The organism is Enterobacter cloacae complex sp. AR_0002, assembly GCF_001922365.1.
Lineage (GTDB): Bacteria > Pseudomonadota > Gammaproteobacteria > Enterobacterales > Enterobacteriaceae > Enterobacter > Enterobacter hormaechei_C.
Genome location: NZ_CP018815.1, coordinates 66446 through 86177, shown reverse-complemented (window position 1 = coordinate 86177; position 19732 = coordinate 66446). Strand labels below are relative to the sequence as shown.

General features: G+C 56.4%; 16 protein-coding genes and 2 pseudogenes. 4 read left to right on the top strand and 14 right to left on the bottom strand.

The features are described 5' to 3' along the window. Window positions 1-233: 233 nt before the first annotated feature. Window positions 234-1766, bottom strand: coding sequence for an IS3-like element ISKpn38 family transposase (locus tag AM329_RS24790; protein ID WP_015065592.1), 1533 nt, complete (start codon window positions 1764-1766; stop codon window positions 234-236). Between the two features lie 88 nt (window positions 1767-1854). Between AM329_RS24790 and AM329_RS24785 the strand changes: the two genes are divergently transcribed. Continuing rightward, the gene (locus AM329_RS24785; RefSeq protein WP_004196353.1) at window positions 1855-3195 is read left to right on the top strand and encodes an IS1202-like element ISEsa1 family transposase; all 1341 of its coding nucleotides are present in this window, start codon (window positions 1855-1857) and stop codon (window positions 3193-3195) included. A gap of 255 nt (window positions 3196-3450) precedes the next feature. On the opposite strand, the gene AM329_RS24780 is transcribed toward AM329_RS24785, so the two are convergent. From AM329_RS24780 to AM329_RS25735, 8 genes and pseudogenes are all read right to left on the bottom strand, one after another. Continuing rightward, complete coding sequence (locus tag AM329_RS24780) at window positions 3451-3873, bottom strand: nickel resistance OB fold protein NcrY (protein ID WP_032072095.1); 423 nt, start codon at window positions 3871-3873, stop codon at window positions 3451-3453. Window positions 3874-4034: 161 nt separating this feature from the next. Continuing rightward, complete coding sequence (locus AM329_RS24775) at window positions 4035-5165, bottom strand: Ni(II)/Co(II) efflux transporter permease subunit NcrC (protein ID WP_004196366.1); 1131 nt, start codon at window positions 5163-5165, stop codon at window positions 4035-4037. Window positions 5166-5177: 12 nt separating this feature from the next. Continuing rightward, on the bottom strand, window positions 5178-5447 hold the full coding sequence (locus AM329_RS24770) for a nickel-sensing transcriptional repressor NcrB (protein WP_004196355.1): 270 nt from the start codon (window positions 5445-5447) through the stop codon (window positions 5178-5180). Window positions 5448-5552: 105 nt separating this feature from the next. After that, window positions 5553-6851: an MFS transporter gene (gene nirA, locus AM329_RS24765; protein ID WP_004196314.1), complete on the bottom strand. Its 1299-nt coding sequence runs from the start codon at window positions 6849-6851 to the stop codon at window positions 5553-5555. Window positions 6852-7084: 233 nt separating this feature from the next. Continuing rightward, complete coding sequence (locus tag AM329_RS24755; protein ID WP_004196325.1) at window positions 7085-7843, bottom strand: hypothetical protein; 759 nt, start codon at window positions 7841-7843, stop codon at window positions 7085-7087. Window positions 7844-7896: 53 nt separating this feature from the next. Further along, window positions 7897-8817 (bottom strand): methyltransferase domain-containing protein, encoded by a 921-nt coding sequence (locus tag AM329_RS24750; RefSeq protein WP_004196315.1) that lies wholly within the window; start codon window positions 8815-8817, stop codon window positions 7897-7899. Window positions 8818-8879: 62 nt separating this feature from the next. Then, window positions 8880-9251 (bottom strand): hypothetical protein, encoded by a 372-nt coding sequence (locus AM329_RS24745; RefSeq protein WP_004196359.1) that lies wholly within the window; start codon window positions 9249-9251, stop codon window positions 8880-8882. A 109-nt stretch (window positions 9252-9360) separates the two neighbouring features. Next, window positions 9361-9568, bottom strand: a pseudogene (locus AM329_RS25735) (MFS transporter); the annotation flags it as partial. 29 nt (window positions 9569-9597) lie between these two features. Here AM329_RS25735 and AM329_RS26380 point away from each other — a divergent pair. After that, window positions 9598-9786: pseudogene (locus tag AM329_RS26380) on the top strand (chromate resistance protein); the annotation flags it as partial. 376 nt (window positions 9787-10162) lie between these two features. Beyond that, window positions 10163-11482, top strand: a complete 1320-nt coding sequence (locus tag AM329_RS24730; RefSeq protein WP_004152397.1) for an IS1182-like element ISKpn6 family transposase — start codon at window positions 10163-10165, stop codon at window positions 11480-11482. Window positions 11483-11731: 249 nt separating this feature from the next. On the opposite strand, the gene AM329_RS24725 is transcribed toward AM329_RS24730, so the two are convergent. From AM329_RS24725 to tnpA, 5 genes are all read right to left on the bottom strand, one after another. Continuing rightward, entirely contained in the window at window positions 11732-12613 is an 882-nt protein-coding gene (locus tag AM329_RS24725; protein WP_004152396.1) for a carbapenem-hydrolyzing class A beta-lactamase KPC-3, read from the bottom strand. A gap of 28 nt (window positions 12614-12641) precedes the next feature. Then, entirely contained in the window at window positions 12642-12935 is a 294-nt protein-coding gene (locus AM329_RS26375; RefSeq protein WP_305953344.1) for a hypothetical protein, read from the bottom strand. Continuing rightward, complete coding sequence (gene istB, locus AM329_RS24715; protein WP_004152394.1) at window positions 12932-13711, bottom strand: IS21-like element ISKpn7 family helper ATPase IstB; 780 nt, start codon at window positions 13709-13711, stop codon at window positions 12932-12934. Before istB ends, AM329_RS26375 begins: the two co-directional genes overlap by 4 nt. After that, window positions 13708-14733, bottom strand: coding sequence for an IS21 family transposase (istA, locus tag AM329_RS24710; protein WP_004199214.1), 1026 nt, complete (start codon window positions 14731-14733; stop codon window positions 13708-13710). The genes istB and istA overlap by 4 nt, the downstream gene beginning before the upstream one ends. Window positions 14734-14839: 106 nt before the next feature. Next, entirely contained in the window at window positions 14840-17869 is a 3030-nt protein-coding gene (tnpA, locus tag AM329_RS24705) for a Tn3-like element Tn4401 family transposase (protein WP_004152392.1), read from the bottom strand. 109 nt (window positions 17870-17978) lie between these two features. On the opposite strand from tnpA, the gene tnpR reads away from it, so the two are divergent. Then, window positions 17979-19694, top strand: a complete 1716-nt coding sequence (gene tnpR, locus AM329_RS24700; RefSeq protein ID WP_004152391.1) for a Tn3-like element Tn4401 family resolvase TnpR — start codon at window positions 17979-17981, stop codon at window positions 19692-19694. Window positions 19695-19732: the final 38 nt, after the last annotated feature.

Below are 19732 nucleotides of genomic sequence, written 5' to 3'. Positions count from 1 at the left end.
CGTTAATTCATCCACACCTAAAAACAAAAAAGAGCTCGCATTTCTGCGAACTCTTATCGTCAAGCCTCGTTTATTCTGTCCAACTTTTTGGGGTCAGTACACCACGAGGCCACCTGTATGCCTAGACAACATCAGGATAGCCTCTTAGATGCCGCGAGGCAAGGAGATGTATGGGTCCTGTTAACACCAAGCTGTAATGTCCCCTTTGGGGCTGCGGATGTTTTCCTGGACTGTTATGTTGTGATCCCAAGATGCTGCCGGTACTTCACAGGACTCATTGCACCTAATGATAGCTTGATACGTTTCTCATTATACCAGCGTATGTACCTGTCCAGGAAGCAGATAAATTTTTCCAGCGTGATACCCGCCCAGTCTCTGCCATAGAACATTTCGTTTTTGATACGCCCGAAGAAGCCTTCACACGCAGCATTATCCGACGAGCATCCTTTGCGCGACATGGACCTTATAAGTCCGGAGGTGTTGATACGCTCAAGCCAGCCCGGCCACCGGTAATGGCCACCACGATCGCTGTGTATCACCGGTTTATCATGTTCGCTGAGCGTATCGAGTGCGTCATCGAGCATCGTATTCACCAGCGTCGCGTCCGGGCGTGTTCCTATCGACCAGCTTACAACCTGGCCATCAAAGCAGTCGATAACCGGCGACAGATAGACTTTTCCAGCCGGAAGCTGGAACTCCGTAATATCGGTCAGCCACTTCTCATTTGGCCTGCAGGAACTAAAATCCCGGGCGAGTAAATTTTCCGGTGCCGGACCGATTTCGCCACAGTAAGAGTTATATCGTCGTCGCCTGGTGCGCTTAACAACGAGCTGCTCTTCTGCCATCAGTCTGCGGACAACCTTTTCAGAAATAACTCTGTTGTTACTGCGAAGCATCGCGTGAAGGCGCCGGTAGCCGTAACAGCGGTAATTCTCCTCAAAGATATCGGCCATGATCACGCGTATTTCCGCATACTTATCGTACAGACGTTTGCTGGCTTTGTGGTAAAAATAACAGCTGCGGGCAAGTTGCAGAACGCTTAGCAACTCAGCAACGGGGTACTTTTTCTTAAGGGCATCAACTATCAGGGTTTTCTCCCTGTTTTTCAGTTTCAGAAAGCTGACGCCCAGATCTTTTTTTATCAGTTCATTCGCCTTTGTCAGTATGTCACGTTCGAGCTGCAGCTGATGAACCTGCTTCCTGAGACGCTGGATTTCACCGAGTAAAGCATCCTGATTTTTATCCTGAGGGGCTGCCTTTCGTTTGCGCATGGATTGATAAGCCTCGTCACTGATAAGGTCTTTCTTCCATTTGTACAGGACCGGGACGCTGACGCCTATGCTTTGTGCAACTTTACGCGCGGTTCCACGTCGGTTACAGAGCTCCCGGACGGCCTGAGACCTCTCTTCCGGGCTGAAGCATTTGCTTGTGCCTGAGCGAATGACCAGGGGACGCGCATTTGGGTAAAACTCTTCAATCCAGCGCTTTAGAATTTCGTTACTGGGGTAGCCGATGGCTCGGCGAGTGTACGACAGGCAACCACCGTGAGTAAGATAATGCTCAACAGCAGCAATTTTCTGTGTCCGTGAATAGCGTTCTCTTGGCTTTAATTCCCTGGGTAAATCGCCCTTCTCTTCATAAATCCGAACCCAACGGCCCAGCTGTTTTGTGGAAGGATATCCCAGCTCCATGACGACAACGGAGGCTTTCTTTCCGTACCGGTAATAGAGTTCGACGGCCCGAATCCGGTCCTCGTATGAATGCATAAATTAACTCCTGAAGGTCCAGGAATTTGTCCGCACTTCCTTTGAACCATTCTAAAATGTCCCCAGACAATTCTCTGGGGGATTTTTCATGATCAAAGAGACTGTTACGATGAGTCATAAGGAACTCCACCGACTTCAGATTATTCAGGAGTCAATTAATCGACATATTACTCAGGAACAAGCTGCGGCACGCATTGGCATTTCTATTCGGCAGGTTAAACGTCTGGTGCAACGGTATAGAAATGAAGGGCCTTCTGGTCTGGTTTCCCACCGACGTGGAAAGCGTCCTAATAATTCCTTTTCTACTGAATTCAGAGCAACAGTAATTTCACTCCTCAAAGGCCGTTACGCTGATTTTGGACCTACGTTTGCGTGCGAAAAATTGCGCGAGATACACGGTTTATCTTTATCCGTTGAAACTCTCAGAAAGTGGATGATAGAAGAGGGGTTATGGCGTGAACGCCGTCGTAAAATTGCCCGTATATATCAACGCCGCATGCGACGACCATCTTACGGTGAACTGATCCAGATTGATGGCTCACCTCATGACTGGTTTGAAAATCGAGGCCCCAGATGTACACTGATCGTTTTCATTGATGATGCCACCAGTGCGTTGATGGCGTTGCGTTTTGTGCCTGCTGAAACAACCCGGGCTTACATGGAAACCCTCCGGGGTTACCTTAATGATCATGGCGTACCGCTCGCTCTCTACTCTGATAGACACAGTATATTCAGGGTAAATAACCCAGAGCGGGAAGGTGAGCTGACCCAGTTCACTCGTGCGATAAAGACACTGGGCATCGAGCCAATCCATGCCAACAGCCCGCAGGCAAAAGGGCGGGTAGAGCGCGCCAATCAGACACTACAGGACAGGCTGGTCAAAGAAATGCGGCTTCAGAATATCAGTGATATTGAAACAGCAAATGCATGGTTGCCGACCTTTATTGAAGCCTATAACAACCGGTTCGCTACGTCGCCTCGTACTACTGATAATGCTCATCTTGATGTGCACCATTCTGAAGAGGAACTGGGTTATATCTTCAGCCTACAGGCGAAGCGCGTTCTGTCTAAAAATCTCACTTTCCAGTACAAAAGCAGTGCGTTTCAGGTACGCAGTGAGGGCCGGGGATATCGACTTAGGCATTCGGTTGTTACTGTATGCGAGAACTTTGACGGTGAAATTAACGTTCTGTATGACGGGAAAGCGCTGGGCTGGGAAAAGTATGTTGATGGCCCGGAGCCTATACCACTGGATGATGAAAAGAGTGTCCATGAACGAGTGGATAATGCCCGTATTGATTTACGCTCAAAATACTATGTTAAACCTAAAGCTGACCATCCCTGGCTTACGCGCCGAACGCAAAGTCATCAGCAAGTTAAGCCCCCGAAGTTACCTAAAAAGAAGCCTGATCCCGATAAAAAAGATTGAAACCAAGATCGATTCGGTTGAGTGCATATCCATTCATAGGGTAGATTCTTAAGTCGCGTTTCTGGTGTTCATTTTCGGGTGGTTTGTTACTTGTTTTACCGGGGATATGCCAGAAACGCGCTGAGTCAGTCTGGGCGGTGCGCGTAATGCGGCGTTATGGTAAATAGCCTATGCTAATGTCCGCTAAGAGCGAGAAGCGGACGTTTGGTTGACGAACTATATATATAAAAAAACATAGCCCGTCAGAATTGTGTTTTAGGGTTTGCTGATAACTGCAACATATAAAATTGAACCATCATTTTCATGGCTTACCGGTCCACTGACCCGTACCAGGTCCTGAGCATCGAAGTGCTGCCCGTTCCAGACTTTCTGCGGGATGCGGACTTTGATGGTACCGGTTGGGTCGCGGAACGTATACCACTCGTCCTGCTGCTGGCTGACAACATTGCCTTCCAGTGTGATCCACGCCCCTTCGTGCATTGACGATACGATCTGAATCCGGCTTTGACTATTCTCCTGCTGAACTTTATGACCGGCATACATGTGCTCAGTGACGACAGGCTCTTTCTCTGCGGAGAAGCCACCTTGCGCTGCCAGAGCAGGAATGGCGATGAACGAAGTGAGTAACACTCCGGTGACGAACTGACTGAAATATTGTTTTTGCATAGCAGATTCCATTTATAATTTTACATCCCCCATGGGGGATATTGTCGATGATAAATGAGCGGCTATAAAAGCTCAATTCCTATCCCCGGCAGGGGGATAAAAATATGATGGGCTTCAGAAATATAAAACCCACCGGTTGGTGGGTTCAGGCGTGAGATTCATACAGGAGAAAATCAGCTCGTTACGCCGATCCAGCCGTGATAGCCCATGTAAATGCCGACAAGTGCAATCAGTACGCTTGAGAAGTATGGAGCCCGCCGCGCCAGCGTATCCAGGCCACTCCAGCGTTTGGTTGCCTGACGAACGCTGAAAGCCGCCGCTGCGCCCACTGAAACCAGCGTGATCGCTAAACCGATGCTGAAACACAGTACCAGCGCGGCACCGAGCGTAAATTCCTTCACCTGGATGCAGAGCAGCAAAACGGTAATGGCTGCCGGGCAAGGAATAAGGCCGCCGGTCAGGCCGAACAGGATTATTTGTCCGGTGGTTACGCTGCGATTCGCAAAACGTTTTTTGATGTCGTTCGCATGCGCTTTTTCGTGAGCATCCTGATATTCGCGAGAATTAACATCCAGACCTTCCAGCGAGGAATGATCGTGGTCGTGTTCATGTTCACGGAATTCCACATCATAATCATGCACATGGCCGCGATGGCCTAAAGACAGGCGAACATCAAAGCTGTGTGGCTCCGGGATCGCCAGGGCCGATTCCATAAACCCGTCTTTTTCGACGAAATCAAATACCTGTGAAAATGTCCCTGGACCACGGTTGGTCACCAGAGAAATGTCGCGAGCTTCCCATTTCTTGCCGCTGAGCGAGCGTAAACGCCAGTGAGGGGGTTGTCCTTCTTCGAAAATCGAGAGTTCAACGCTGCCATGGCCCGTATCGATGATGCGGGTTTCGTCATGATCGTGATGACCGTGGCTGTGTTCCTCTTCCTGCTCCATCTTCCACAGCTTTTCGCCGCGCCAGGTTCGCCAGAACATCCATGCCGCCGTACCGAGAATGATGACGGCGGAAATCAGCTGAAACCAGGGTTCGGCTGATTCAGCAGTGAATTTCTGACTGATATACATTCCGCCGAACGCAATGAGCCAGACAACAGACGTATGAGAAATTGTCGCGGCAAGCCCCAGTAATACCGCTTGCTTGACCGTTCCCCGGATGGCCACAATAAAGGCGGCCATCATCGTTTTGGAATGCCCTGGCTCCAGTCCGTGAAGCGCACCGAGCAAAATAGCGCTGGGGATGAACAGCCAGGCATTGGCCACGCCTTGCTGTAAAAGAGTGGAAAAATCAGTCATGTTTCGCTTGCCTTAAAGATATTTAGTTATCTCTTTAAATTCGCTAAGCGTCTTATCAGACTCCGTGTGGTCAGCATGAAGGGCATCCTCCAGGCAGTGATCCAGATGGTCATGAATTAAGGTACGCTTCGCATTCGTTATCGCCTTTTCCACAGCGTGCAGTTGCTGGGCGATATCCAGACATGCTTTCTCATCTTCGAGCATCTGGATGGTACTTTTCAGGTGCCCTGCGGCACGTTTAAGTCTTTTAATAATGTCAGGGTGTGATGCATGAACGGTCATGGTTTATCCTCTCCAGGTGGAAGGGATAAGATAATGTGTATCAACGCCATGGTCACACTTTTTATCGGCTTATCCTCTCCTGATACGTTGTCTTTTTTTGGGAAATTACTTCTCTTTCTTCGGCCAGGACGGATGTTCATCGTCAATGACGAAATCATGCTCATGGGTCGATTCGTTGTTTGTTTCCGGGTCTTTGTGGCTGTGAACCTGAGCGTACACTTCATGCTCAGGACGCCAGATAAGTACGGCGGTGACCAGCGACAATGTTGCCACAACAGTCAGGGCGATGAATGAAGCCTGTGTCCCCCATGCCGCACCAACCCATCCGGCCAGCGGATAAGTCACCAGCCAGCATGAATGTGACAGTGCAAACTGGGCGGCAAACAGCGCCGGTCTGTCTTCCGCTGTTGACGAACGGCGCAGCAGGCGACCACCCGGTGTCTGAGAAAGTGAATAGCCCACCCCCAGCAGTGCCCAGAGCACAACCAGCGTGATGTAATCCTTCAGGAAAATGCCTGACCCCAGGCCAATGACTAAAAGCGCCGTACCTGCAAGCATCGGCATACGGTCGCTCATGTTGTCGAGGAGTCTGGGGAGAACCAGGGCCGATACCATGGACCCCACGCCGAAGAAGGCCAGCGCAATAGCGGTAGACCGCTGTGAGAAACCAAAGTCCGCCTGAACCAGAACGACGGTGTTGACGATAACCATTGCACTCGCTGCCGCTACGGCCATGTTGAGTGCCAGCAGGCCGCGCAGTCTGGGCGTTTTCAGGAAGATGCGCATACCTCGTGTAGTTTTGTCATAGATGCTGCGTTTGACCGTTAACGCTTTCATCTTCGGCAGTGTCACGGAAACAACCAGAGCTGCTGAAGCAAGGAACCCGACTGCCGTACCGGCAAACAGGTTGTGGAAACTCATGACCGTCAGCAGTGCAGCCGCCAGCATAGGGCTGATGACGCTTTCAAGATCGTAGGCCAGACGTGACAGAGACAGCGCCCGGGTATATTCACGTTCGTCAGGAAGAATATCCGGGATAGTTGCCTGGAAAGTAGGCGTAAACGCCGCCGAGGCAGCCTGAAGAATGAAGATCAGGATGTAGATTTCCCATATCTGGGTGACAAAAGGCAGCGTGATAGCCACGAGAGCGCGAACCAGGTCCAGTGTTACCAGCATGGTGCGACGCGGGAATTTATCGGCAAAAGCCGCCGCCACGGGCGCAACAAGAATATAGGCGCTCATTTTGATAGCCAGCGCGGTACCCAGCACTGCCCCGGCTCTGTCACCTGCGAGATCGTAGGCCAGTAACCCTAACGCAACGGTCGCCAGACCGGTGCCAATAAGGGCGATAACCTGTGCCATAAACAGGTGGCGATAGGTACGATTAGAAAGAATGTTGAGCATCAGGAAATCTCTTGGTTTGAAATCACATCCCCCCCAGGGGGATATTCAAAGCATAGAGGGACCTGAAAAAAATGACAAGCTTTATCCGGGTGAGGAGGATACTGATTCGTCTGTTATCTTGGATGTTAAATAAAAAAGCTTCAGGTATCCCAGCGTTATACCTGAAGCAGCATAAAAAGTGTCGAAGGTGTTATCGCCGCTTCCCTGCGCAGCCCCTCCTGACGAGAAGGGAATTAACTCAGTTGTCCCAGACAGGTTTTCAGGCTCAACCGGGTGGCTTCAATATCACTATGGATAATGGTGCACCAGTCATCACGGTTAGCCCGAATGACCTCCAGCCAGTTATTCAGTGCCTGATTAAACGCCATGGTTTTCTCGCGCTGCGGCCAGCTCATCTGGTTAGTGCTGTAAATGTCCTGCCCTGGCTGCGGCATTAGTACGGTTTGCTGCGTCGACATCCGGGAAGTCACCGGCCAGGTATCAGAGTTGCCATCCCAGGAAGGCATCACCGGGAAACCCGCTCCGCGCAAGGCCATATCCCAGGTGGCATCAAACAGGTATGTTTTGCCCTGTAGCTCAAAAGCCACAGTGTCATGAAATCCCTGTGTTTGCGGCAAAATTGCCAGAATATCCGCAGGTACAGGCAAATCAGCCCAGTCAAACCGCACCAGCTTTCGCTTTGCCGTAATGCCACCATCGGTCAGCAGTCGTTCGGCAGCAGCGGCTTTATGACGGCAGTCGCCAAAGCCCTGCTGAAACAGACTCATGCTTTCGCCATTCCATGCACCGAGCTGATAGGGTATCCGCCTGACCAGCTCAAAAATGGCTCTTCGCAGTTCAGTTGAGCCAGGTTTAAGCCCGAGCGACTGCAAAACCCAGCCCGGCGTTATCGCCTCTTGTTGATTGCGGCGGGTGTTTATTTTTTGCCATGTTTCACTGACTTTTTCAGCCAGAGAGGCTGCCAGGGTTTCCCCCGGCAGTAATGTTGTCATCAGCAACGCTCCTGTGGTGGTGAGAAAATGTCTGCGCGTCAACATATCGGGCGTTACACCTCTACGTTGCGACGAAGCGCCGACATAACCAGTGATTCACAGACCACTTCTTCATCCTCTGCCCGCTTTACGCCGGGGAAGACCATCTGACTTACCGGGGACGAACGAAGCCGGTGATAACGGGCAATCGCGCCATTCATTCCTCCCATTTGCTTACGTCTGACCAGCCGCAGTCCGTGCTCCCAGGCGACTTCATCCATCGCGCTCGCCAGAACAGGGTCATGGTTGAAGATCAGGACGCCATCCTCTTTCAGCAGGCGTGCAGCGCTGCGAAGGAAAGCCGTGTAATCCTGTTCGAAATAGGCCGCTGCCTGGGAGTAGATAATATCGACCTCACCTGCCTGAACACCTCTGTTTTCCAGCGCTCCCAGCCCGGCTGCTGTCACGTAAGGATGCTCAGTCACGCCTTTTGGCAGCGATGCATGCCACGGTGTGAGATTAGTGAAGTGCAGGAATACGCTTTCCCCAAGTTGCTCCCTGAACTCCCCGGAAAGCCCGGAAATCGTCGCCTGATGGCCGGCACATTCCTCAGCGCGAAAACCCGCCCAGGCGGCACCAATTTCCAGGAAGGTGACTTTCCCGTTTTTGTGGTGAATGTTTTTCGCATAGTGGGCGATGTCGAACCCAATTTCTCGCGCCAGGCGAAATGAACCGCCGCTGGATGTCCAGGGGCCATCAAAGCCAAAGGCAAGGATCGCTTTGAGCATCGAGCCCGTTTCCTGATGCATCATTTTCAGGAACGGAATGACTTTACGCCGTGAAGGAACCGGGACATTCGGACGCATTTTTTTGGCCTGAAGGTCGCGATTAACGCCCATGCAGAGCGTCTGCCAGTGCAGGGGATCAACACGATAATTGAGTGCAGTGAAATTACGCGCAATCTCTCGACGCGCCTGGATAGAGTCTTTATACATAGCCTCTCCGCTAAATCTGAAGTTGATTAAAGCCGGGCAGCAAAAACTGCCGGTAACAGCGATCAGATCTGGCGGATGCTGGGAGGACGGTAAATGATGTCCGTGGCCTTAACCGGGCTACGAAGATCGGCAAGCGGCAACCATCTGTCTGTTACAGGAGAGAGGGAAATCTCTACAGAGGGCGGCTGCTCAGGGGTTTCATGGAAATGGTCTGTCTGATGATGGCCTGCGTGGCCAGACTGAGGGATATCCGAATCGTGAGAGTGATCCTGCATTGACATGGTGACTTCTGCGTCATGCAGATTCATCTCGTAGCCTGTCAGGCCGTTTGTACCGTGCGACGCAAACGTCACCATCGACGACATCATCATGCCAATGGCCATGATGACGATCATCAGAACATAACGGGGCGAACGTTTAAACATCGGGTACATCGCTGATTGCTTTCCTCAATAGACAATGACAACGGTATAAAAAGATTAGCATCCCCCCGGGGAGGATGTAAGGGCTGGAATGTAAAGTCTTGTATTGGCGATATGAATAAAAAGGCCCGCATAATGCATCAGCGACCGGGGCGACCAGAATATAAGCAAGCATCTTCATTGCCAGCGCCGTTCCCGACTCCCCCTGCCCTGTCGCCCGCCAGCAGGCCCAGTGCAACGGTAGCAAGACCGGTACCGATAAGAGCAATTATGAGCACCATAAAAAGATAGCGATATGTACGGTTAGAAAGACTGAAAATATGTAGCAATCTCTACCATATGTATTAATCTCTACACTATGAAACTACATATCCTTATTCTGACACTGCCCACTGAGCAGGCCACATTACGTATGCGTGTCTGGCGGGCATTAAAAAATACCGGTGCCGCCATGCTGCGCGACGGCGTTTATCTGTTGCCTGAAGCGCAACAGAGCCATGAGATTTTTAACGAGATGAGTCGTGAAATCAGCGGTGAGGGAGGAACGGCCTTTGTTTTTGACGCAGAGAGGGGGGGTAAGCGGGAACCCCAGAAAATTCCGCCATTCCGCATTGTGGAATTTTTTGGGGGGGTGGTCCGCGGCATGACGACCCGCCAAAGGCTACCGCATCTATCTGAGGCGCTGTGGCGCGACGCTGAAACCCCGGGGAATTCCGCTACTCCAGTTCCAGGTCCGCAATAGTTCGTCCAGGTCGGGTGGCGTACGCCGGAAACGCCGATTTTTCCGCAACCGTTTCTGCGTTGTCGGCAAGGTGGTCTCAGAGAGCGCTCAAGAAGCGGTTTTTCTCGTATGTTTAGCTACGGTGGCCTAGGAGCCTGCGCGGCAGAAGCCAAATCGGCGGAAGATCGAGGACGATACGGGGATGGCTGCCAGTTACCTTCCTTACCGACCCGACCAATCCTATCTGCTGCCCCCTTCTCTGGGAGAGTGGCTACCTGAAGGGCATCTTGCCTACTTCATCAGCGAGACTGTCGATACGCTGGACTTGAGCGCATTCCACGCCCGGTATGCCGGCGGTGGTCCGGGCAATCAGCCGTTTCATCCGGCGATGATGGTCAAAGTGCTGATCTATGGTTACGCGAGCGGCGTCTTCTCTTCGCGCAAACTAGCCAGGAAGCTGTACGAGGATGTCGCGTTGCGTGTGCTGGCCGCTGGAAACTTCCCGGCCCACCGCACGCTGAGTGACTTCCGTGCCCTACACCTGACCGAGCTTGAGAATTTGTTCGTTCAGGTGGTGCAACTGGCGCGCGAATGTGGGCTGGTGAAGCTTGGCACGATCGCGGTCGACGGCACCAAGGTAAAAGCCAACGCCAGCCGCCACAAGGCGATGAGCTATAAGCGCATGAAGCCGGCCGAGGACGAATTGCATTGCGAGATCAAGGCGCTGCTTGATCGCGCCAAGGCTACCGACGACCAGGAGCGTAACGAGCCGGAGCTGGACATTCCTGCCGAGATTTCTCGCCGCGAGAAGCGCCTGGAGGCGATCCAGGCGGCAAAGGCGCGCCTGGAAGCGCGCCAGCGTGAAGCGGACCAGGCCCGGGGGCGCAGCGAAGACGATGGCCGCCGGCCTCGCCATCCGGATGGCTCGGACAAGGGCGGTGGCTCGTACAAACGCGAGTTTGGTGTGCCGGATGACCGTGATCAGGAAAGCTTCACCGATCCGGACAGCCGGATCATGAAACACGCCGGTGGTGGCTCCGAGCAGAGCTACAACGGGTACACAGCGGTCGATGCCGAGCACCAGATCATCGTGGCGGCGGAGTTGACCAACTGCGCCGCGGACAGTCAGGCGCTGCTGGGCATGCTGGCAGCAGTTCAGGCCAACACCGGAGAAATGCCGGCCCAGACGCTGGCGGATGCGGGATTCCGTAGTGAGGCTGTTCTGGCAAAGGTCGCCGATCACCACGGCGATGTCATCGTTGCCCTCGGCCGCGAGGGACGTGAAGATGCCAAGGTCAATGCCAAGACCCATCCGCATACGGCGGCGATTGCGGCGAAATTGAAAACGGAGCAAGGCGATGCAGCTTACCGCCGGCGCAAGTCGATCGTGGAGGCTCCGAATGGTTGGATCAAGGCGGTGATGGGATTGCGTCAGTTCAGCATGAGGGGCCTGGACAAGGTGCAAGCCGAGTGGAAGCTCGTCTGCATGGCGCTAAATCTGAGGCGAATGGCGTATCTGTGAGGGCGAAGGTTAAATGGGGCGGCTCAAATGCACCCCAGTCGTCATAACACGCCGCGCGCCGCAAGATTGGTATCCTTGGCGCCGACGCCTTGCCAATTGCAGAGAGCGCCGCCGCCATCGTCAGTGCTCTACAGAAAACCGGTCACACGGCTCTGCCGCGCAGACTCCTAGCCTAAATGTGACAGTGGTTGGTAATCCATGCCGCCCGCAAGGGCGGCGGTGGTGGGCCAATAGATGATTTTCAGAGCCTTACTGCCCGTTGACGCCCAATCCCTCGAGCGCGAGTCTAGCCGCAGCGGCGATGACGGCCTCGCTGTACTTGTCATCCTTGTTAGGCGCCCGGGTGTAGACGGCCAACACAATAGGTGCGCGCCCAGTGGGCCAGACGACGGCATAGTCATTTGCCGTGCCATACACTCCGCAGGTTCCGGTTTTGTCTCCGACTGCCCAGTCTGCCGGCACCGCCGCGCGGATGCGGTGGTTGCCGGTCGTGTTTCCCTTTAGCCAATCAACAAACTGCTGCCGCTGCGGCGCAGCCAGTGCAGAGCCCAGTGTCAGTTTTTGTAAGCTTTCCGTCACGGCGCGCGGCGATGAGGTATCGCGCGCATCGCCTGGGATGGCGGAGTTCAGCTCCAGCTCCCAGCGGTCCAGACGGAACGTGGTATCGCCGATAGAGCGCATGAAGGCCGTCAGCCCGGCCGGGCCGCCCAACTCCTTCAGCAACAAATTGGCGGCGGCGTTATCACTGTATTGCACGGCGGCCGCGGACAGCTCCGCCACCGTCATGCCTGTTGTCAGATATTTTTCCGAGATGGGTGACCACGGAACCAGCGCATTTTTGCCGTAACGGATGGGTGTGTCCAGCAAGCCGGCCTGCTGCTGGCTGCGAGCCAGCACAGCGGCAGCAAGAAAGCCCTTGAATGAGCTGCACAGTGGGAAGCGCTCCTCAGCGCGGTAACTTACAGTTGCGCCTGAGCCGGTATCCATCGCGTACACACCGATGGAGCCGCCAAAGTCCTGTTCGAGTTTAGCGAATGGTTCCGCGACGAGGTTGGTCAGCGCGGTGGCAGAAAAGCCAGCCAGCGGCCATGAGAGACAAGACAGCAGAACTAGACGGCGATACAGTGACATCAACGATATTCCTTGTTTGAAGGTGGAGCTAGGTGTAGCGGCCGGATGTAATCAGGCCGCTACAGCTGGGATTATCACCGAGCGGCAAGCCGCTCCCTCTCCAGAGGCTGTAACGGCTGTAACTGCTCAGGTCGGCGTTCATGGGTCGGCCACCTCGCCTGACCTCGGCATCCACGTTACGGACGGCCTCAGGAAGTCCTGGCCAAGCCCCGACTATTGGGGCGCGAAGATAGCACCGAGGGTACGCCGGTGTCAACACCAACTGAAAACTGACCCACTTTACCCCTGAATCACCAAAGTAATACTGACCCACCTGGATCATTCGGGTTTGGAATTTTTCCTGACCACTCCCGCCTTCCTCTTGTCCTTCAAGCGGTAGCTTTCGCCGCTCAGGGTCAGGATATGGGCATGGTGCAGCAGCCGATCCAGCATCGCGGCTGTCAGGGTGGTATCGCCGGCAAACGCGTCGGCCCACTGGCTGAACGGCAGGTTCGAGGTCAGGATCATCGCCCCTTTCTCATAGCGCTTCGCCACCACCTGAAAGAACAGGTTCGCTTCCTCGCGTCCGAAAGGCAGGTAGCCGATCTCATCGATCACCAGCAGCCGTGGACCGAGGATGGCGCGGTTGAAGTATTCCTTCAGCCGCCCTTGTCGCTGCGCCGTGCTCAGTTGCAGCATCAGGTCGGCTGCCGTGATGAAGCGTGTCTTGACCCCGGCTTGCGCGGCCTTGTAACCCAAGGCGATGGCGAGGTGGGTCTTGCCGATGCCAGAGGGTCCGATCAGCACCACGTTCTCGGCCCGTTCGACAAACGCCAGACTGCCCAGCTCCTGCACCAGTGCCTTGGGCACGCCGGGGTTGAAGCTGAAGTCATAGTCCTCCAGGGTCTTGATGCCCGGGAAGCAAGCCATCCGCGTCAGCAGTTCGCGGCTGCGCTGCTGGCGACACCCCGCTTCATGCCGCAACAGGTGTTCCAGGAAGTCGGTGAAGCTGAAGTCCTCGCGCACCGCCTGCTGCGCCAGGACGGGGTAATGCGTTGCCACCCGTTCGAGTTTGAGTTGCTGGCACAGGGCGTCGATCCGCTCATGCTGGAGGTTCATCGGCAGGCCTCCCCAATTGCGTCATAGACAGACAGTGGGTGCTGGAGAGATTCCAGTGGTACCGGGCGGAGACTGTTATCCAGCAGGGGGGCCTCGTCGCGCCGCACACGGGATGGCAAGGGTTGCAGGTGTTCCCGCTCCTGCCGCCAACGGTCGATGGGGCGCTCGTTCAGGGTGGCGTGGACCCGCACATTCGCCTCGTCTGCCAACCAGTCACGGACGCGTCGGTTGGCAGCAGCACAATCGAGCAGCAGCCCCGTGCCCTTCATCCGGGTCAGCAACGGGTTGTAGAAGCTCTCGCGGAAGTAGCGATTGAAGCGCTCGACCTTGCCTTTGGTCTGGGCCCGATACGGGCGACACAGCCGGATCCGGAACCCCAGGTCATCGGCCAGTTGAAGCAAGCCGGGGTGAAAACGGTGCTTGCCGTCACCGTAGGCATCGCGTTCCAGCACCACGGTCTTCATGTTGTCGAACAACACCTCGCGGGGCACACCGCCCAGATAGTCAAAAGCCAGCAACAGGGAGTCCCGCACGGACTCGAAGGATTCGTCCGGTACGAAGGTGACAAACGTCATGCGGCTGTATCCCAGCGTGGCGACGAAGGCCGACATGGGGGATCTGGCCCGGCGCAAGACCACGAAATCAGCCTGCAACTGCCGTCCGGGCTCGGTCTCGAAACGGACGGCCGGACCTGCTTCGCGGCGGGCGGGCTTGAGCGTGGCGAGGAAGGCGCGCAATAACGAGAGACCGCCGCCATACCCTTGAGCGCGGATTTCCCGATTCAGGACGGTGGCAGGCAGCCAGATGGGGTGGGCCTGCTCGACCCGTTGCCGCAGATAAGATTCAAATGGCCCCAGTTTGGTGGGGCGTGGTTCACGGGGCTGGTATCGCGCTACCGACGGATCGCGGAGGTAGCGGCGCACGGTATTGCGCGAGACCCCCAACGTGCGGGCGATGTGCCGGATGGAGTGGCCCTGTCGGGCAAGAACTCTGATTTCCACGGTTTGCTCCTGGGTCAACATCGACGGCCTCGAAAAGGCCGCCAAACTAGCCCAGGTGGATCAGTTTTACTTCGCTGGGGTGGGTCAGTTTTACACTGCTGCTAACACGGAACCGCTGAAAATTCCGTCACTCCAGTTCCAGGCCTGCGACGATCGCATCGAGATCGATCGTCTTGCCGCTGCTTTGAAAGGTGTAGTGCCCGTTGAGCAGGATGTGCCGCCATGCCGCAGGCGAAATTTTTGTGATGAGTGCCAGCGCCTTGCTGTTGCCGGCCGCCTCGTACTTGGTCACCAGCCGCGACAAGATTGCCGAGTTGTAGAAAATGATCGTGTTGGCGATCAGCCGTGCGCACTGGTTGCTGATCTCGATTTCAATGTCGGTGCGACCGGTCAGTTCCTTCTTACCGCCGACCTGGGCAATGGCCGAGCGTAGCTGATGGTAGGACTCGAGGCGATTTTGCGAGCGGTGCACGTTGCGTTCCAGTTGCGGATCGCGCAGGTAGCGAAGCGTGTAGATGCTGCGGATGAGCTTGTCGAACTCGAAGATCGCGCGCCGCGTCGGGTTCGTCGTGGTGTAGGTGCACAGCTTGCGGATCAGCGTGCCCTGCGTCATTTCCTTCAGCCCGAGTGTGGCGACGATCCGGTCGATGTTCGGCTTCTCGCGATGGATGAGATCGCAGTCGATTTTCCCGACTGGCCGAATCAGGCACGCCTGATACTGTGCTGGATCGTCAGCGCAGTAGAGTTCTTTCAATTGCGCGTTGAGGTCGGTGAAGCGCGGCTCGAACCGCCGGCCAAACCAATGCAGGATGGCGAAGTTGGCCTTGTTGACGCTGTGCATGTCGCCGGTGATCGCGGTCGGCATGATGTCCGACGTGTTGCGATACCAGATGTCGAACACGTGGTGGGCCTCGTAGTCGTGCGCGCCGATCAGGTAGCCGTTGAGCGGGATGTGGTTGCACAGCAGCGTGTAGGCGACCACGCCCTTGCCGCGCCCGAAGTACTTGCGCGAATAGCGCGCCTTCACGGTCGGCCGTTCGACGCTGAATTTCTGCCCGTCGACGGCACCGTACAGCGTTTCGAGGTCGAACGAGTAGTATGGGAAGATCGGTAGCGTGGCGATGGCGTTGCTGATGCAGTCGTTGGCCGCGTGCAGCGTTGCCTGGCGCAGGTACTGCTGGTAGCCGCTATCCAGCACGTGGTACGGGATGTCGCTGGTGCGCGCCATGACGTGGTTGCCGTGGTTCATCGCTTGCGCGATGATGACCGCCATCAGGCTGTCAGCGTCGGCGACCTTCTTCGCGTAGCGCGGCTGCATGGGCGTGAACGCCGACAGAAACTTGCACTCGTCGTTGACGAAGCGAAACACGTCGGCCACGTCGCAGAACGGAAGCTTCTCGTAGAATGCCTTTTCGCGCGCTTTCTCATTCTCGCTCTTGGGCTTGCGCCAGGTCAGTTTCTGCGTGTCCTTGTTGTATTCGAGGTGCGTCAGCTTGCCCTGTTTCAGCTCGCGGTTGAACGCCAGCCACTGCGTGCGCAGTTCGGCAGTCAGCGCATCGAGTTGGGCATGGACGGGTTGCTGCAGGAAGGGGATCTCCATTTTTGCGAGCACATCGATCTTCCTGTCCATCTCAACCAGTTCATCTGAGAAGTGCCGGTGTTGCAGGCTGTCGTCGAGGTAGAGTTCACCCGATTGGAGACGCTTCCTGATCTGGCGGTACAGCCAGAACTCGTAGCGGTCAGCGTGCAGGCCGGTTGGTTTACCGTCGGCGTCGAAGGTCAGCAGGTACGGCCGCAAGCGTTTCGGAAGTGTCGCCGCGGGCCACTCGTCGAGTGGCCGTTGCGACAGCCGCTGCTGCTTGGCAAAAACACCTTTGGCCCAGGCCAGCGCGGCAAGCCATGGACTGTCTGGATTGGAGCCGGAGAGGTCGAGCGCAACGTACAGTGGACGAAGATGGCGGCGCATGCGGTCGGCCAGCCCGTCCACCGCCTGCCACTGCAAGGCCAGCTTGCTCGCCGGCTTCACGCTCATACGCTGCGCCGTGGTTTGCAGCGTATCGCGAGGCATGATCTTGTAGGCGCGCTGCCGCACCTCGCCGAAGGGCGTGGGATCGGCCACGCTATCATCAACGTAGAGTGACAGCAGGCGGCCTACCCGCGGCGTTTCCTGCTGACGGCGCACCTGCTCGTCGGCAAAGGATTGTTTGGCACCAGCGCTGCTTTCGTCCTCCAACTGCTTCATGTGGTACGCCATCGCATCGACCAGGTTGTCGGAGAGCTGCCGGTAGCGTACCCAGGCATAGCACAGCAGGTAGAGTTGGGTCTGATCGGCCTTCAGATTGCGCAGGTCGTGGACGGTGTAGAAGTTTGCCAGGCTCGCGTAGTACAGCAGGTTCTGCTGCGAGACGTCGAGTTTAGGCAGCAGTGTCTTGGCGATTGCGTGCAGCGGCTCCAGCGTGGCGCGCTTTTCGCGCTCGCGGACCATCTGGCGCCAGCCGAAATTCTTGGCGTCCTGCTTGAGCGCCGCCAGTTGCGACAGGGTGTCATCACGGACCAGAAGCTGGCTCAGCGCGGCCTTGGCAGATTCGTCCAACGCTTGCTCCAGCAGATTGCCCAGGCGCCGGCGCTCGGCGGATAGCGTTTCGCTGACCAACTCTTGCAAGGTCGTATAGCCGGGCCGGATAATCTTGTGCTCATTGAGCCAGACGATCAGCTCGGCGGCGACGAACCCCGGCGTTACGTCACGCCGCACGGTCCGTGCGGCCTGCTGCTCGAGCTGCGGCAGGAAGGCGGCCGACCACGGCCAGTAGCCGAATAGTTTGGCGATCTGCTCGCGCTGGGTGTAGCGTTCATGCTTGGTGATCGCCTTGGGTTCGAACACCTCGCCGTGGAAATAGCGGCTCAGCACGAAAGCGCAATCGTCCTCGACTTCGTCCCAGTCGAAACTGAAGAAGGCATGCTTGGCCTTGAAGTAGCCGATCTGCAAGAGGCAATAGACCTTGGCATGAAGACTGGGCCGGCTGTTGGCAAGCGCCAACTCGGTTTCTGTCACAGCCAGATATTCCAGCTGCTGCGCATCATCGAACTCCGGCAGGCCATACAAGGCCTCCTGTTCGGCGTCGGATAGGACGCTGAGTAGCTTGTTCTTCTTGCTCATGGCCCGTTCTTGCTATCTTGAGGTTTCGTAGAAACATGGGGCATTTTCGATTCTACTGAAATAATCGTTATTATCGCGTTACTCGCTTTTCGAATCGCAACCTGTCCATATGAAAACGGGCCAGACTACGGCTTCGAGTTCTACCCCAGTCGGCTTTCCCGATGCGGATTCGCTGGCTGCCTTGCGCGGCTGGTACGCGGGACTCAGCTCTCGCGCGGCCGTTGAACACTACCTGGCGGCACGCAAGGCCGCCGGTCAATCAGCGCGAGGGATGCTGGGGCATATCCGCCGCCAGCTCATCGTTTTCGCCAACAGCCGCCACCGGCCGGATCTGGCCGACGTGTTCCAGCACGCCCCCGAAGAGCGACAGGGGCGCGCGGGTGCCGTCGAACGCGCGATCCGGCTCTTGCCCACGCTGCCGGCGCCGAAGCCCCAGATCAGCGACAGCATCGACCAGTGGCTGTCTCCGAGGACCGTCAGGGCACTGCAGGCGTACGGTATCCACACCCTCTCGGCGCTGACCGTGCGCATTCCCCGCCGGCGTGGCTGGTGGAAAGCCATCGAGGGACTCGGCATGACAGGCGCCCGGCAGGTCGAGGCTTTCTTTGCCGCACATCCGCAGCTCACCGAGCGCGCCCGGGCCCTGATCCCGATTATTCAGCCCAGCGGCATCGTGCCGTGGGAGCAGTTGCGTCTGCCGAACGAAGTCGACGGCTCGCAGGGCAATTTCCGGGCCCCGCGCAACGCTTGCACGCTGAATGCGACCAACGACTACGAGGCCGTGCAGGCCTGGCTGGCGCTGCACGAGACTGTCGCCACACAGCGCGCCTATCGCAAGGAGGCTGCGCGGCTAATCCTGTGGGCCATCGTCGAACGCGGACGGGCGCTATCATCCCTGACCACGGACGATGCAATCGCGTACCGGGCCTTTGTCCGGCACCCGACCCCGCGCGAGCGTTGGGTGGGGCCACCTCGACCACGCGATTCGGTGGAATGGCGCCCCTTCTCGGGCGGCTTGTCCGCACGCTCGGCAGCGTATGCGCTGACGGTGCTCTCGGCGCTGTTCCGGTGGCTCATCGAGCAGCGCTATGTGCTGGCCAACCCTTTCGCCGGCGTCAAGGTACGCGGTCACGCCTTGCGGCCCGCACTGGATACGGCGCGAGGCTTTACCGAGGGAGAATGGCTACTGCTGCGCGCCATTGCAGACGGCCTGGAATGGTCCTACGGCTGGTCCGAGCCGGCAGCACAACGCCTGCGCTTCATGCTCGACTTCGGCTATGCCACGGGCCTGCGCGCTAGCGAACTGGTCGGCGCCGTCCTGGGTAATGTCCGCCTCGACGAGCACGGTGACCACTGGCTGCATTTGGTTGGCAAAGGTGGCAAACCAGGTAAGGTGGCCTTGCCGCCGCTCGCGTATACGGCGCTGGACCAATACTTGGCACAGCGTCAACTGCCAGTCAGCCGGGAACGGTGGAATCCGAAAACGCCCCTGGTGGGCAGTCTTGGGGAAGACGGTAATGCCGGCATCACCGGCCCTCACCTTTGGTGCGTGTTGCGAAGATTCTTTACGCAAGCCGCTGAGGCCATTGAGGCCGATCATCCGGTCGCCGCCGAAAAGCTGCGCCGTGCCACGCCTCATTGGATGCGTCACAGTCATGCCAGCCATGCGTTGGCCCGGGGAGCTCAGCTCACCGCGGTGCGCGACAACCTACGCCATGCGTCGATCGCCACGACGTCGATGTATTTGCATGGCGATGAGCTCGAGCGCGCCAGGCAGATGCGGCAGGCTTTTGGCGCTCGTCACGTCAAGCGAGGAGTCGACTGAATTTTCATCATACGGAATGACGGAATTTTCTGGGATTC